General features: G+C 36.2%; 14 protein-coding genes. 2 read left to right on the top strand and 12 right to left on the bottom strand.

The features are described from left to right. Positions 1-646 precede the first annotated feature (646 nt). Positions 647-2,362 carry a methyl-accepting chemotaxis protein gene (locus EJF36_RS02715; protein WP_125904890.1) on the bottom strand — a complete coding sequence of 572 codons (1,716 nt, stop codon included), beginning with the start codon at positions 2,360-2,362 and terminating at the stop codon, positions 647-649. 332 nt (positions 2,363-2,694) lie between these two features. On the opposite strand from EJF36_RS02715, the gene EJF36_RS02710 reads away from it, so the two are divergent. Both EJF36_RS02710 and EJF36_RS02705 read left to right on the top strand, forming a co-directional pair. Further along, positions 2,695-3,456 carry a hypothetical protein gene (locus tag EJF36_RS02710; RefSeq protein WP_125904889.1) on the top strand — a complete coding sequence of 254 codons (762 nt, stop codon included), beginning with the start codon at positions 2,695-2,697 and terminating at the stop codon, positions 3,454-3,456. Positions 3,457-3,461: 5 nt separating this feature from the next. After that, the gene (locus tag EJF36_RS02705) at positions 3,462-3,926 is read left to right on the top strand and encodes a hypothetical protein (RefSeq protein ID WP_125904888.1); all 465 of its coding nucleotides are present in this window, start codon (positions 3,462-3,464) and stop codon (positions 3,924-3,926) included. Between the two features lie 55 nt (positions 3,927-3,981). On the opposite strand, the gene ptsP is transcribed toward EJF36_RS02705, so the two are convergent. The 11 genes from ptsP to EJF36_RS02650 form a co-directional block, all read right to left on the bottom strand. Continuing rightward, entirely contained in the window at positions 3,982-5,706 is a 1,725-nt protein-coding gene (ptsP, locus tag EJF36_RS02700; protein WP_125904887.1) for a phosphoenolpyruvate--protein phosphotransferase, read from the bottom strand. Then, positions 5,706-5,969 (bottom strand): phosphocarrier protein HPr, encoded by a 264-nt coding sequence (locus tag EJF36_RS02695; RefSeq protein WP_125904886.1) that lies wholly within the window; start codon positions 5,967-5,969, stop codon positions 5,706-5,708. Before EJF36_RS02695 ends, ptsP begins: the two co-directional genes overlap by 1 nt. A gap of 73 nt (positions 5,970-6,042) precedes the next feature. Beyond that, positions 6,043-6,729 (bottom strand): fructose-6-phosphate aldolase, encoded by a 687-nt coding sequence (locus EJF36_RS02690; protein ID WP_260471808.1) that lies wholly within the window; start codon positions 6,727-6,729, stop codon positions 6,043-6,045. A 16-nt stretch (positions 6,730-6,745) separates the two neighbouring features. Next, positions 6,746-7,570, bottom strand: coding sequence for a [formate-C-acetyltransferase]-activating enzyme (locus EJF36_RS02685; protein ID WP_125904885.1), 825 nt, complete (start codon positions 7,568-7,570; stop codon positions 6,746-6,748). A 12-nt stretch (positions 7,571-7,582) separates the two neighbouring features. Further along, a complete protein-coding gene (locus tag EJF36_RS02680) occupies positions 7,583-9,883 on the bottom strand; it encodes a formate C-acetyltransferase (protein WP_125904884.1) in 2,301 nt (766 codons plus the stop codon). A gap of 61 nt (positions 9,884-9,944) precedes the next feature. Next, positions 9,945-10,256: a PTS fructose-like transporter subunit IIB gene (locus tag EJF36_RS02675; RefSeq protein WP_125904883.1), complete on the bottom strand. Its 312-nt coding sequence runs from the start codon at positions 10,254-10,256 to the stop codon at positions 9,945-9,947. A gap of 31 nt (positions 10,257-10,287) precedes the next feature. Next, positions 10,288-10,809 carry a PTS sugar transporter subunit IIA gene (locus EJF36_RS02670; protein WP_125904882.1) on the bottom strand — a complete coding sequence of 174 codons (522 nt, stop codon included), beginning with the start codon at positions 10,807-10,809 and terminating at the stop codon, positions 10,288-10,290. A gap of 54 nt (positions 10,810-10,863) precedes the next feature. Continuing rightward, complete coding sequence (locus EJF36_RS02665; protein ID WP_125904881.1) at positions 10,864-11,754, bottom strand: SDR family oxidoreductase; 891 nt, start codon at positions 11,752-11,754, stop codon at positions 10,864-10,866. 107 nt (positions 11,755-11,861) lie between these two features. Then, positions 11,862-12,944, bottom strand: coding sequence for a PTS fructose transporter subunit EIIC (locus EJF36_RS02660; RefSeq protein ID WP_221760714.1), 1,083 nt, complete (start codon positions 12,942-12,944; stop codon positions 11,862-11,864). Between the two features lie 678 nt (positions 12,945-13,622). Next, the gene (locus tag EJF36_RS02655) at positions 13,623-14,384 is read right to left on the bottom strand and encodes a DeoR/GlpR family DNA-binding transcription regulator (protein WP_125904880.1); all 762 of its coding nucleotides are present in this window, start codon (positions 14,382-14,384) and stop codon (positions 13,623-13,625) included. 12 nt (positions 14,385-14,396) lie between these two features. Then, complete coding sequence (locus EJF36_RS02650) at positions 14,397-14,876, bottom strand: heme-degrading domain-containing protein (RefSeq protein WP_125904879.1); 480 nt, start codon at positions 14,874-14,876, stop codon at positions 14,397-14,399. Between the last annotated feature and the right edge of the window lie 71 nt (positions 14,877-14,947).

Below are 14,947 nucleotides of genomic sequence, written 5' to 3'. Positions count from 1 at the left end.
TTCGCTCAACTGCACGCTCTTTCCGCGAGCGTTCTGAAGATTCCTCGGCGCAAGCGCCTGTGGGGTCTCCCGCCTACCGCTATCCGAAGGAGTCCCGTACGTTTGCTACAATCAAAAAATATTTTAAAATCAACAGCCATCTTGAACAAAGCCTATTAAAATATCAAAGGGGAGGTTTTCCTCCCCTTCTTCTTATGATTTACACTATTTTCAATTTTTTTACTAAGAAAATAACTCACCTGACCCTCATAAAATCAAAATGACTATAGAACATTATTAGTGAAGGGAAAGGTGATATAGCATGAATAACAAAATTCAAAAACTATCTTATGATGACATTGACAACCTGCTTGAAGCCACTAGCAACGATTATGTTTATGAAGATATCAATTGGAAATTCATAACCGATGAAGAAATAGAGGTCTTACTAAATACCCACTAACACCTAAATTGTCTGTGGGCACCATTTATTATTTTGGGCCCTTTTATTTCACTCTACAATATTTTTCAGAAGTTCATCATAAAAATATATAACCTACCACATTGTCATTCAGTTTTTTTCATAAAAGAAGCATTCCACACCTACATGGTCCATCCTCGCAAAAGACACTAAACCACCTATATTACAAGAATTAAAATGTTCCATTTACATATAATTTAAATTTTTCTCTCCTACATCGTTGATCAACACATCAATATTATGCAACACTTCTTTTGAAGCTTGTTCTAATGTCTGTAGGTGTTGTTCCGCAGATGCTATATCTCCTGCTGCAAAGGATTGAGCCGCTCTCCTTGCCGAATCATGAACTATCTTATGTGGAGCATCTAAAAGTCTAAATTCTGGTTTACCCTTAAATTGTTCTTGCACTTTATTGTTAAAATACCATTTACCGAGTCGACAATCTTGATGTGATGCCACATCCTCTGGATTTATTGTTTCTAGACCGAGGAACATATTATATACACGCCACTTCCAAAGTATATGATCCGCTTTTGATAGATTCAATAGAGCTTTCGTGGTTAAACTTACATTGCGACCTGTGGTAATACCTTTTCTAAAAGCATCAATTGTTTTACTCAACGCATAAATAGCTTCTCCTGTATTCACACCTAAAGAATGAACATTGCTTGTTAAATCAGCAATAGATGCCATTCGATGTGCAATTTCATCTATGGCTGCAGCCTGTTCTTCGGCACTAGCTGCTGTGTTTGAAGTTGCTTGATTGATGTCTCCTACCAAGGTTGTGATTTCAGACAATATCGGCAGTGAAGCTGTTGCTTCTTTCGTAGCCTTGTTAATGACTATTGATGTAGAGTTGATTGATTCCTCCACTTCTTTCGAAAAGAACCTTAGACTATTTACATTTTCATTAACTCTTTGAATAGAATTTACTGTGTCATCAGCTAGCTTTCGTACTTCTGTCGCTACAACCGCAAAGCCCTTGCCATGTTCACCTGCACGAGCTGCCTCGATCGAAGCATTAAGAGCTAGTAAACTTGTCTGATCGGCAATTCCATTAATTAAAGAGACGACTTCTTCAATAGTTGCAATATTTTGTTGTAGATTCGCAAAATTTTTAACTATCGATTCGAAATTTTTATTTGATTCAACAATCTCATTTAGAGCTTTATTAAAAACTCTATATCCATCTTCTGCTTTTTCTACAGACACGTACGTTTTCTCTGACACACTTGATACGGTGGATGCGACTTCCTCAATTGTAGCCGTCATTTCTTCTGTCGCTGATGTTGCACTAGTAATGTCATGGTCTTGCTTTTCAAGACTTGTTATTAAATCTTTAATAAACATAATCTCAGCATTTTTATCCATTATATCGACAATCCCAGTTGTTACTCCTTCTAACAACTGCTCAGAGTATAGTTCCATTATTATCTGTTGATCAACAGCAACTGCTCTTTGTAATACTTGTAAATACTGCTTGTACTTTGTGGGACTCAGCCTTTTACTGTTTATAAGTGCTGATTGTAACGAGATAAGTAAATTACTGTACACTGCCCCAAGCTTAGGAAACGATGCATCAATGTTGGATAACGCTTCATAAAACGATACAACGTTTTGTATGTATGCATCGTCACGTTGCATACTAAAAAAATTAGATAAGTAGGACGCTGTAATGGATTCATCCATTTTTGAATCATTTGAAATTTTAGCTATGTATGACTCAAGGATTGTATATAGTTGATTTAGATTAGGTTCAATAATTTTATGTATTTCTAAAAGTTGCTGATGGTCCGAGCTTTTAAAGGAATGTAATGCAAGTGTGGCCGCAAATCTCCCCTCGTTTTCACTTTTTATTTCTATTGGAGCCATATTTTCTTTTATCTTTTTTCTGCCAAACATACTATACCTCCGTTCGAGTAATATCTTTAAATTTCGACAAATTATATAAAACCCCTTCCTATTTTTACAATAAATACAGAGTAAATGATAAAAAGCAGCAATAATAATCTACAATTGATAATCTACCGCTTTCTTGTCGATATTCTGTCGCTCTTGTGTCGATATTCTCCACTCTTCGTCTTAGCTGAGCTTTTCTAGCGAATTCCACTCTTATGAACCAAGGATTATCCCATAAACAGAAGAACCGGTCAGAGCCTTTTTCTAATAATTACATAATTTTACACTCTTTAGTTAAAGATAATAAAAAGAATATCTGACGTTAGGGGGATTGTATGTCTGACCAAAGACGAATACGGTCCTGTATAAGCCCTTTTGGGATAAGTAACTTACATTATCAAAGCCCTCATAACATTGTATGGTGGTCGATTTCATTCCCAGGATTTGGACACATGCTACTACAGCAGTATTTTAGAGGGAGTATTCTTAGTATTTTAGAAGTGTTTTTAAATTACAATGCTAAGTTAAATCTTTCTATGGTGTACTCATTTACAGGGGATTATAATCAAGCAGCTGCCGTGCTAAATCCAAAATGGGCACTACTTTATATGTTTTTATATCTCTTCACAATCTTTGACAGCTATCAGTTATCAATCAGTTCCAACCTAATTTCTAAAATAGAGAAACGAACAAAACTACAAACCAAGTCACTTGCCATGAACACGTTTGAACTTACTTTTTTAGATAAGCGCGAACCTATTATTGGATTAATTTGGTCCCTTATCCTACCCGGAACAGGGCAGCTGTATACTCAAAGATTTATGTTAGGATTTTTCGGTATTATTTGGTGGCTAGTCTATTCATATTACTCAAATTTCTATTTGGGGATTTATTATTTATTTTTAGGAGACTTGCAAAATGCAACAGATGTTTTGAATGCGCAATGGCTATTGTTTATGCCATCAGTCTATGGCGGAGCGGCTTATCACGCTTATACTACTTGCGTAGAGCAAAACAAGTTGTTTAAAGAAGAACAACGAACCTATTTTAATCACACATATCAAACGTCAAGTTTAAGACTATCTAAAATAAGGTGAAACGTATGCACATTGTGGCTTCCTTCCAACATAGCTTATCCCTTGAATATGCCCTTACATCAATTGAGGAGTATGGTATTTCGAAAGATAAAATATGGACGGTCCCTCTTGAAACACAAGCTTTGCAAACAAAAATATTTGATTCTACACATGGAACAGATGGTATCTCAGTCATTAATGCCGCTCTAGCACTCGGGACTGCTTTTGCCGTTGTCGGTGCAAGTGTAGGCTTTAAGTTATTTTTAGGTCCCATCATATGGGGAATCATTGGGTTAGTGATTGGATTTTTTGTTGGATTTATCTTTCAATACATACGTAAGAAAAGTAAAAGTAAGAAAATCCATGATCCTGCAGCTCAAATAACCTCAGAGGTTATCATCATTATTGAGTGCGCGAACCACAACATGGCAAAAGAAATAGAAGGCATTATGAAGGAAGCAAAAGTCATAGGATTAGGGATAATTAAGTAAAAAACTGACCTAAGTCATCATGAAATATGATGCTAGGTCAGTTTTTTGTGGAGTTCTAATGTACAGGAGATTGTACGTTTTTTATAAATTCTGCTACTTCTTGTTCTGTACTTAGTTGTATAAGTTTCTCTATTACTTCACTCAGTTTCTGCTTTGACAGTGTAGAGATTAACTCCCTTGATGATAAGATAGAGCTTGCACTCATACTAAATTCATCTAATCCCATACCAAGTAAAATTCGAATGGCAATTGGGTTTCCTGCCATCTCACCACACATACCCACCCATTTCCCTTGTTTATGTGCAGCGTCTATCACTAACTTCACAAGTCTTAGTATCGAAGGATGATACGGTTGGTATAAATAAGAGACTTTTTCATTCATTCGATCAGCTGCCATTGTATATTGAATTAAATCATTTGTACCAATGCTGAAGAAATCGACTTCTTTTGCAAACGTATCTGCTGAAATAGCCGCTGATGGTATTTCAACCATCATGCCAATCTCAATGGTATCGGACACCGTAATACCTTTATCTTTAAGCTTCATTCGTTCTTCTTCAAGGATTGCTTTTGCTTGTCGAAGTTCTTCTAGTGTGGCAATCATCGGAAACATAATTTTCAAATTTCCATATACACTTGCTCGCAGTAATGCTCTTAGTTGAGTACGAAATATGTCAGTTTGTTCTAAACAGAGGCGAATAGCTCTGAACCCTAAAAATGGATTTAGTTCTTTAGGCAGTTGTAAGTACGGTAGTTCTTTATCTCCACCTATATCTAATGTACGAATCACTACTGGTTTACCTTCCATACCCTCTAATACTGCTTTATAGGACTCGAATTGTTCATCTTCGGTAGGAAGTTGATTACGATCCATATATAGAAATTCTGTGCGATACAATCCGATTCCCTCGGCACCATTTTTCAAGACCGTCTCGAGATCATTTGGATTACCTATATTTGCAGCTAGCTCAACATGATACCCATCTTTTGATACGGTTGAGGCGTAAACTAGCTTTGCCCACTCTTCTTTTTGCAACTCATACTCTTTTATTTTCACAAGATACTCTTGTACTTCTTTATCTGAAGGATTAGTAATCAACTTCCCTTCCATCCCATCAATGATAACAACATCACCAGACTCAACTTGCTCTGTTATAGTTTTCATCCCTACCACAGCTGGAATTTCCATAGATCTTGCCATAATAGCAGAGTGAGAGGTTCGTCCACCAATGTCTGTCGCAAAGCCTTTGACGAATCTTCTATTTAACTGTGCTGTGTCCGATGGTGTTAAGTCTTCTGCAATAATAATAACTTCCTCATGTATATCTGCAAGTGAAACAGATTTTACACCTAATAAATGCTTGAGAACACGGTTGGTGACATCACGAATATCAGCCGCTCTCTCTCTCATATATTCATTATCCATCGATTCGAAAATAGCTACAAATTTTGTGACCACTTCTTTTAAAGCATATTCTGCATTCACTTTTTCTGTTTTAATTTTTTCTTGAATAGGGTTGATAAGCTCAGGATCATGAATGACTAGCAGATGAGCAGAAAAAATTTCTGCTTTATCTTCACCTAATTCTTCTAAAGCTTTTTCTTTAATTGCTTTTAGCTCTTCTACGGATTGATTCAATGCAGCTGATAACCTATTAATCTCTTCTATTTCAGAAGCGACTTGCCGCTTTTCTACCTCTAGCTTAGCTTCCGTTATCTTGAGCGCCTTTGCAATGGCGATACCTGCTGAAGCTTCAATTCCAGTAATCGTAATAGACATTATTCGCCTAACCCACCTTTAATAACTTCACTAACACCATCTAGCGCTTCAACTTCGTCTGAACCTTCGGCTGTGATTGTAATTTCTGCACCTTTGCCTATGCCAAGTGATAATAAACCCATTATAGATTTAAGGTTGACTGATTTTTCTTTGTATATTAAAGCTAACTCAGAATGATATTTAGTAGCAACTGTCACTAACTGTGTAGCAGGTCTTGCATGAATACCTAATTCATCTGTTATTGTAAATGTATGTTGAACCATAATGATTTCCTCACTTTATAGATGTAATGTTTGCGTTTGTCATGTGAATACATTCACATATGAGATTGTTATATTATAAATTGTTAGTGATTTTTCCTTTACCGTAAACATTTTCCCAATCATTTATAAATTGGGTAACACTTGAGTCAGTTAATGGATGCGAAAGCAGACCATCCATCACCTCAGCATTGACTGTTACAGATTGCCCTCCACATAGAGCTACATCATGGACTTGTTGAATGTTTTTAAAGGATGCAGCTAACACCATGGTGTCAAGCCCATAGTTATGCAGTAGCGTAACAATTTGTGATACAACATCGACACCATTCCCGCTAATATTATCAATACGATTTACATAAGGTGCCACAAAATCTGCACCAGCCATAGCAGACATTAATGCTTGATCTGCAGTATAAATTGCAGTAGCTGTGATGTTCATACCTTCTTTTTTGAGAAGCTTCATTGCTTTAATTCCTTGTGGAGTCACCGGGATTTTAATGTAAAGTTCCCCACCTATTTGCTCATGAAGGTAACGTGCTTCTTCTAACATTCCTTCCGCAGTTGAGCTTAGTACTTGTACGTGAAGATCCTTCTCCGTCCCTATTACTTCACGAATTTCTTTTAAAAGCCCTAGAAAATTAGTGTTTTCTCTTGCAATAATGGTTGGATTTGTTGTGACGCCTGACATTGGATATAAGTCAAATGCTCTTTTTATCTGGTCTATTGATGCCGTATCTAAGTAATATAGCAAATTAATCACCTTGTTCCTTCATATATTATAATCCACCTACAACAACATCGAATTGATATGATTGTAGATACGTTTTTATCTTATTTACTTCACCATCACTTGGTGGCGACAATTCACGTAGTGCATACTCTTTTGTTAAATATTCGTATTTACGCCGTCCATATTGGTGAAATGGTAAAATATGAACTTCAGAAATATCAAATGTCTGCAGGTACTGTGCGATATTCTTTATATTTTCCTCTTGCATGGTATAACCTGGAATCAGTGGGATTCTCGGAATCACTTTAATATCTTGATTTAATAACATTTCGAAATTCTGAATGATGACAGACATATTGCCATTTAGTATGGCTTTTGCTTGATTAGCATTCCATATCTTAAAATCGTATAAAACAGTATCTAAATATGGTGTCATTTGAAATAAACCATCTTTGGGACCTTGTCCACTTGTCTCAATAGCCGTATTGATTCCTTGCCTTTTCAGTTCCTTTAATAGCTCTACGGCAAACGGCCACTGCGATAAAACCTCCCCTCCAGAGAGAGTTACGCCCCCTCCAGAGGTTTGGTAAAAGATATAGTCTTTCTGAACTTCCTTCACTATTTCTTGTACTGTCATATATGTCCCAAATGTAGTCATAGCTCCTGAAGGACATTCTTCTTCATCTAAGCTACATGTTTTACAATGGATACATCGATCTATGATTCTCACCATTTCCGGCTCAAAATTTTGAGATTCCGGATTGCTACACCACGGACACTTAAGTGGACAGCCTTTAAAAAAGACAAGTGTTCTAATTCCCCCGCCATCATGGATGGAGTAGCGTTGAATATTAAATATTAATCCTTTCACCGTTACCACTTCCTAGAGAGAATGCTCAACCCTTGCGATAATATCATTTTGCAGTTTTCTATCCAACTCCACAAAGAACGCACTATAACCAGCGACTCGAACAATCAAGCCTTTATAATTTTGGGGATGTTTCTGAGCATCAATTAATGTTTCCTTCGTTAAAACGTTAAACTGTACATGTTGAATTTTTAGTTTGGTAAATGCCATCAAGAAATCACTAAACTTATTGATTCCTTCTTCCCCTTCAATGGAGGACGGACTAAATTTTAAGTTTAATAAACTACCATTCACTGTAAGATAATTATCTAGTTTACTAACACTTTTTAGTACCGCAGTAGGACCTAGCTTATCTCGACCAACCATCGGTGATAGCCCACCATCTGCCAGCTGCTCTTTGGCTTTTCTTCCATCTGGTGTGGCTCCGACTGCTTCTCCTAATGGAATGTGTGCCGATACAGTATACGCCCCCGCCGTAAAGACGCCTCCACGTACATTCGTATACTTCTCAAGCTCTTTTGCGTAAACGCGGAACAAACTAGCAGCTATATCATCAATTTCATCATTGTCATTTCCATATTTATCATAACGATTAATCAAACGAACTCGAAGCCTCTCTTGCTCTTCAGTACCAAAATCATTTTCTAACGCTTCAACTAATTCTTTAAACTCAATTCGTTTTTCTTCAAAAACAAGCTTCTTAATCGCATATAATGAATCACTAAGATTCGCTTGTCCAATACCTTGAATACCAGAGAAGTTATACTTCGCTCCTCCCTCTGTAACATCCTTACCTTTTTCTAAACAACTATCAATTAATGTTGATAAAAATGGTGTCGGAGCAAATTCTCTGTGACCAATGTCCACTATGTTAGCACCTTCTGTAACGAGTTCTACATAATGTTTAATTTTTGCTTGTATATCTTCGATGATTGTTTCATAGGTTACGTGAGAATTGTCTTTGTGTTCTAAAATAGATAATTCCATTATTTTCAATAAATTAAAGAGTGCAATATCATGTAATCCATATGTCTTACCTGGGATTGTTATTTCAACACAACCAACAATCGCATAATCCCTAGCATCCTCTAACGTAACACCCTTTGATAAAAATCCTGGTACAATTACTTCATCATTAAACAATTGCGGAATTCCGGTGCCTAATCGAATTGTTTCAGCAGTCTTGTTCAAAAATGCACGTGGAATTAACTCATTTGTTCGAACCGATAAGTTCGGCTGTGGTAATTGAACATCATGATACGCTTCAAAGAACAAGTAGGATAAATCATTAACTGCATCTCTTCCGGTTTCAGTTAGTCCCCCAAGAGCAACTGTATAACCCGTTGGAAATCCAGCAAAATACTTGGCACTGTTTTCACTACGAATTAATACAACATCATTCGTTTTAATAAAAAAGCATTCTAAAAGCTCTTTTAAGTACTCTTGAGAGTCACCATTTTTCAAGCTATATTCATAGAACGGATACATATATTGATCAATACGTCCTAAAGATAGTGACGATGCATTTGACTCATATTGACCAACAAGACTAATAAACCACAATAACTGACTTGCTTCATAAAACGAGTCCGGCTTACTATACGTAATTTTTCTACAAATTCGTTCAATCTCTAAAAGCTCATTCTTTCTTTCGTGATCATCTTCGTACATTTCAGCTTCTACCCTTGCAAGGTCCGCATAGCGAAGAATATGTTGCTGCGTAGCTTTAAATGTAATTTTTGCAGCTTCATAATAAAGATTATCAGGATGTGATCCTACTTTTCCGTCTATTATGTCAATAATAGATTGCACACCTTGATTTAATATAAACGGAAAGTCCATAATAATATGTCCCTGGCCTTTGTCCGTTTGATTTAACTTAAAAACATCTTGGTTAACAGCCTCTTTTACTTTTGGACTAATCTGTGCGTTAATAAAGTCCTTCATCGAGTTTTTTTCCCAATAAGGATAAAGTGTGTCTCGATATATTTGTTTATCTTCTTCACTTATCACAAACTTATCCTGAGGCCGGCTATGAATCGTATCTAATTCAGCAAGAATCCAGTAGGGATCCATCTCTGGGGATATAATCCCTGACCTAGGCTCAACAGTTCGATTCCCAACAATAAGTTCTTTATCTCTAATGGATATCTTCACCTTATTTAGTATGTTCTCCGTTGCCTTCGCTCTTCTGATTATAGTTGGTTCGCCCTTTGTTTGCTGGTAGCTTTCTGTGTATAACAAGGCTCTTTCAATCGAAACTTTTCGGTCTCTTTTGAATAAATCTTGCTTTAAGTGACGAATTCTTTCATTCATTGATAGCCCACCCCAAAAGTTTTTTCTTTGATAATAATGTTCTCTCTAGCAAACCATATATCTATTTCCCAAGCTTATTCACTAATTGTGTCATGACTGCATCAGCTTTCTTAATACAATCCCCCGCGCTAATACGAATAATCGGTTTACCTTTAAAACGCTCTTCATTCTTGATCGCAATATTGTTTGTTAAGATAACCGCGTCCGCTTGTTGAATATCTTCTTTCTTCAACTCGTTTTCAATACCAATTGATCCTTGTGTTTCTACACTAATTTCAATACCTTTTTTCTTGGCTGCTATAGCTAAAGCCTCTGCTGCTAAAAATGTGTGTGCTACTCCTGATGGACAAGCTGTAACTGCTACTAATTTCATGATAATTTCCTCCTCGTTTCGGTTGATTGTTTTATGCTACTAACGTCTCTTTTAATAATGTTTCCAATGCATCTTTATCTTGGGCTGTAAATAGCATGTCTTTAAAATCATCGTGCATCAACTTTCTTGATAAAGCTGCTAATATTCTTAAGTGTTCATTTGATGCAGCTGCCTTAGGAACCGCTAATAAAAAAACAGCTTCTACAGGTTCTCCATCTAGAGATTGCCAATCAATAGATTTTTTCAATCTAGCAAATACAACCGTAGGTTCTGCGACAGCACAGCATTTACCATGTGGAATAGCGATTCCAAATCCAATTCCCGTTGTACTTAACTCTTCTCTATCAAGTACATTTTTCAAAAATGCATCATAACAATAATTCTTTGTTTCATTACATACAGCTGTACGTTCTTCAAAAGGAGCGGTACACGTTTCGTAAGTATTTAAACGATTTTGTTGTAACACAATTTTCGATAACTCTCTAATTGCCTCTTCTTTAGAATCCACTTCAAAGTCGAGGTGAATTAAATTTTCATTAATTATTAACGACATTACAAACACCCATTTCTGATTTAATATGCTCTTTCTAGAAGTTGAAAATAGGATCTATACTAGCAATCCTGACTCTTGTTTTAATCTAATCTTGTACTCTTCTACACATCGTCTCATCGCTTCCCCTGAATCGGGAAACTCGATACCATAGCTTTTCGCCTTATCCGTCACAAGTCTAATATCTCTTGGGTTATCACTATATTTCTCTGTATCCTCAACCACTAACTCATTGATTCTTTCCTCAATACCAAGGCTTGAGAAAATATGCTTGACCATTTCATATCTACTCATGTTGTTTATACTACCTAAATGGTACGTACCAAATGGTAAGCTAAATACTTTTTCAAAGTTTTCAATCATATCATAGACATATGTCATCCCTCTGAACTCATGTGGTGATGCATAAATCTTTTCATTTTTTAAAATGCTAGTAAGAGTATCCCAGAGTATATTGTTTACCATGTTATTATTCCGCTCAGGCAACCCGAACATCCAAGTAAAACGGACAATCCATAGCTCATCAATGATATCCTTCAGCAATGCTTCAGCTTCTAATTTATTCGCTCCGTAAACCGTATTTGGAACTGCTACATCCTCTTCACTAAAAGGACCCGCATTTTCATTCCCATTGAATACTTGCTCTGAGCTTAAAAATACTAATTTAGCTGAGACACGTTTTGCTGCTCGAGCTACATTAACTGCACCGTCCACATTAATTTTCTGTGCAATATCAGGCCTTTTGTTACAAAAGTCGGTTACCGCTATAGCAGCTGCATGAATAACATAATCTGGACGATATTGTGTAAAGAACTCTTCCACTTTCTCGTTATCAACAATATCCAGTTCTTCTTTATCAGTCACAATAAATTCATATTGATCTTTATAGAATTCTGTTAATCTTTTACTAAAAAATCCTTTTCCACCTGTTATCAGTATTTTTTTCATAATGCATCCTTCCCACTACAGGGTATTTTAGTAGCTTCTAAAGTTGTCTTTTTTTCTGATAGCAGACTTGGGAGCTTACTCCCAAAGTCTGCTATGTATATTATCAATTAACTGATGTACTCAAATTCCATTTCAAACTCTTCAGCAGTCTCATCATCTTTCTTTTCTACTACTTCTTTCTTAAATGCAATCGCAATACCAGCTGTTACAAGCATACCAACCGCAATCGATAGTAAGAATCCAGGTACGTTTCCTACAACCGGAATCATAATTAAACCTGCCCACGCAACTTGGCACGTTACACCTAACATATAAGCTGTTGCTGCACCAGCTGCAGATCCTAACATTGTTGCAGGAATGATTCTTAGTGGATCATTAGCTGCAAATGGGATAGCTCCTTCTGTAATACCAACTAGCCCCATAGCAAAGGCACCTTTACCAGCTTCACGTTCTTCAACTGTAAATTTCTTTTTCGCGATAAATGTAGCAAGAGCTAATCCCAGTGGTGGTGTACATACCGCAACAGCAGATGCTCCTGCATATGTATAAATCCCAGCACTAACTGTCGCTACTGCAAACGTAAATGATACTTTGTTAACTGGACCACCTAAATCAAAACCTGTCATTAATCCACAAACAATTCCAAGAAGAATTTTGTTGCTATCACTTAAATTTGTTAAAAACCCTGTTAAATACTCCATTAAACCTGCTATCGGAGATCCTACAACCCAGAACATAAATGACGCTGTTAGCAATGTACCTAAAATCGGAATAATAATAATTGGCATCAAAGACGATAAGGATCGTGGTAACTTTATTTTCTTAATATAATGAACTACGATACCTGCAAATAAACCCGATATAATCCCACCAATAAATCCTGCTCCAACTGCGCTTGCAATAGCACCACCAATTGCACCTGGTGCAATACCTGAACGGTCGGCGATTGAAAACGCGATAAACGCTGATAGAATAGGAACCATGAAGAATAGCCCCTGAACTCCAAAATTGAATAAATCATTTAAAATTGTTCCTTCTGTAGGAACACCACCTTCTCCAAAAAGAGCAACTGAGGCAGCTAAAATAACACCGCCGGCTACAACGAACGGTAGCATGTAAGAAACACCTGTCATTAAATGCTTTCGAGTATCTTTGAAAATACCGACAAACTCATTAATTGCTTTACTCATTTTCTTTCCTCCTTAATAAAGTACGTGTATAAATAAAACAAAATAAACAAGAACAATAAACAATGATAATATCTTCACGTTTACACTGAGAAAACGCTTTAATTTTATATAAAAGAAAAAGAATTGCATTGTTCAATACGATATTACCTAAGTTACCTCCCTATTCATTATTGTTGTTTATTATTCTTTATCGTTTACAATTACAATAATAAAATACGATTCAAATTAATACAACATAGTAAATACGTTTTTTTGTGACAAATTATCAAACACAATGCAAAGATATAGAAAAAGCGGTAGAAAACTGCGACGGAGACGTCATGCAGCCGTAATAGACAAGCTATTCTGAGGAGGTTGATTCATGGAGATCTAAGGAATACATGGTCTCACGTTGTGATAGGAAGGGGCGTTTATTGGAGGTTATGTCAAATTGGTGAATATCGTCATGAGAGTGATAGAATATCGACACGAGAGTAATGTAATACGACACAATACTAGTAGAAAACCATTCGCTTGTGGGTAATGTGAGTAGGAGTGTGCGACTAGGTTTAAAATGAAAGTTGAAATTTTGGTATTTTTCTTTTTGACTTCAATTAAGCAAAAAAATAGCGGTTTGTATATATTTATACAAACCGCTTCTATCCGTATAATATTATCATGCAGCTGGCATGTTTATTTTTAAATTAAGTTTACGTTAGATTGATATAAAGACCTTTTCACTTTGTCATTAACTTTTTCATCCGTAATGATTCCTTTAAACTCGTCAATACTAGCATATTTGTAATTTCCATCGTGATTAAACTTAACAACTTCCGAAACCAGGTATGTCTTTCTACTTGATTTTAAAATCGCTTTCTTCGTTAAACCATCCTCGGCATCATAAGTAAAAACACTATTTTCAAATACATCTATTCCCACTGCGCCGACAAAGGCAATATCAAACTTGTACTGTGTAATTGTCTGGATGCACAAACTCCCTATAAATCCATCACAAAACTCATTTAAGCTACCACCAACAGAGACTAGTTTCACGTTGCTTTGACAAGTAAACACTTGGATGATTTCAATCATATTCGTCACAACTGTAACACGTTTCCCACTATTTAGAATCTCTTTAGCTAATTCTATGTTACTCGTTGATATATCAAGAAAAATGGTATCACCAGCATTTATAAGTTCTATAGCTTTGGCGGCAATTTTCTTTTTTGCCTCAACATTAGACGCTTTACGTTTTACGACTTCGAAACTATGTGTATTTTGACGAAGTGGGACCGCCCCACCATACGTTCTTTTTAACAAGTCCGACTTTTCTAATTGCGCTAAGTCTTTACGTATACAGTCTTCAGTCACCTTAAAAAGAGCACTTAACTCTTTAACCTTGACTGATCCATCAGAATGCAGTTTTTCAATAATTTTCTGATGCCTTTCTTCAGCAAGCATCCGCTCCACCTCTTACTTTTTACTCTTCTCTAAATATTCTTTTAGCACAGAAACAACAAGATTATGGTCTTCACATTGTGATAGTCCTGACACCGTAACCGTCCCGACAACACCTGTTTCTCGTAAAGTGATAGGAAAAGACCCTCCAGCTGCAGCAAAATCATCTTTGCTAACGCCGTATTTTTGATAAAAATCAGCATTTTTCATCTGCACTAATAAAGCCATGTGATAGGAACTTTTATAAAAATGATACACCGTGTTCTCTTTTCTTCTAATCCACTTATTATTATCTGGACTTGTTCCAACATGTGAATAATGAAATAATTGTCGTCTGTTAACTGTAATATTAATAGCTATCTTCTTATTTTGCAACCGTGCTAATTTAGCAAGCTGATTACCTATAGCAAGCGCATCTTCACTTGTAAAGAAATCAAAAACTATATCAGCTTCTTGCTGTTCTACCTCATGCAGTAGTTGAGGGGTATCATTCATGCACCATCACTCTTTTCTGGTTTTTATTGACTTCATCCTAATAAAACTATATGATAACGACTAAACAATTG

Source organism: Bacillus sp. HMF5848 (assembly GCF_003944835.1).
Lineage (GTDB): Bacteria > Bacillota > Bacilli > Bacillales > HMF5848 > HMF5848.
Note: the sequence above shows the minus strand (reverse complement) of the source record. Positions and strands in the feature narration are given on the sequence as shown.

What these genes read in the sequence shown, in the direction of transcription:
- EJF36_RS02715 (WP_125904890.1), bottom strand. Translation starts at nt 2,362, where the DNA reads ATGTTTGGCAGAAAAAAGATAAAAGAAAATATGGCTCCAATAGAAATA.
- EJF36_RS02710 (WP_125904889.1), top strand. Translation starts at nt 2,695, where the DNA reads ATGTCTGACCAAAGACGAATACGGTCCTGTATAAGCCCTTTTGGGATA.
- EJF36_RS02705 (WP_125904888.1), top strand. Translation starts at nt 3,462, where the DNA reads ATGCACATTGTGGCTTCCTTCCAACATAGCTTATCCCTTGAATATGCC.
- ptsP (WP_125904887.1), bottom strand. Translation starts at nt 5,706, where the DNA reads ATGTCTATTACGATTACTGGAATTGAAGCTTCAGCAGGTATCGCCATT.
- EJF36_RS02695 (WP_125904886.1), bottom strand. Translation starts at nt 5,969, where the DNA reads ATGGTTCAACATACATTTACAATAACAGATGAATTAGGTATTCATGCA.
- EJF36_RS02680 (WP_125904884.1), bottom strand. Translation starts at nt 9,883, where the DNA reads ATGAATGAAAGAATTCGTCACTTAAAGCAAGATTTATTCAAAAGAGAC.
- EJF36_RS02675 (WP_125904883.1), bottom strand. Translation starts at nt 10,256, where the DNA reads ATGAAATTAGTAGCAGTTACAGCTTGTCCATCAGGAGTAGCACACACA.
- EJF36_RS02670 (WP_125904882.1), bottom strand. Translation starts at nt 10,809, where the DNA reads ATGTCGTTAATAATTAATGAAAATTTAATTCACCTCGACTTTGAAGTG.
- EJF36_RS02665 (WP_125904881.1), bottom strand. Translation starts at nt 11,754, where the DNA reads ATGAAAAAAATACTGATAACAGGTGGAAAAGGATTTTTTAGTAAAAGA.
- EJF36_RS02660 (WP_221760714.1), bottom strand. Translation starts at nt 12,944, where the DNA reads ATGAGTAAAGCAATTAATGAGTTTGTCGGTATTTTCAAAGATACTCGA.
- EJF36_RS02655 (WP_125904880.1), bottom strand. Translation starts at nt 14,384, where the DNA reads ATGCTTGCTGAAGAAAGGCATCAGAAAATTATTGAAAAACTGCATTCT.
- EJF36_RS02650 (WP_125904879.1), bottom strand. Translation starts at nt 14,876, where the DNA reads ATGAATGATACCCCTCAACTACTGCATGAGGTAGAACAGCAAGAAGCT.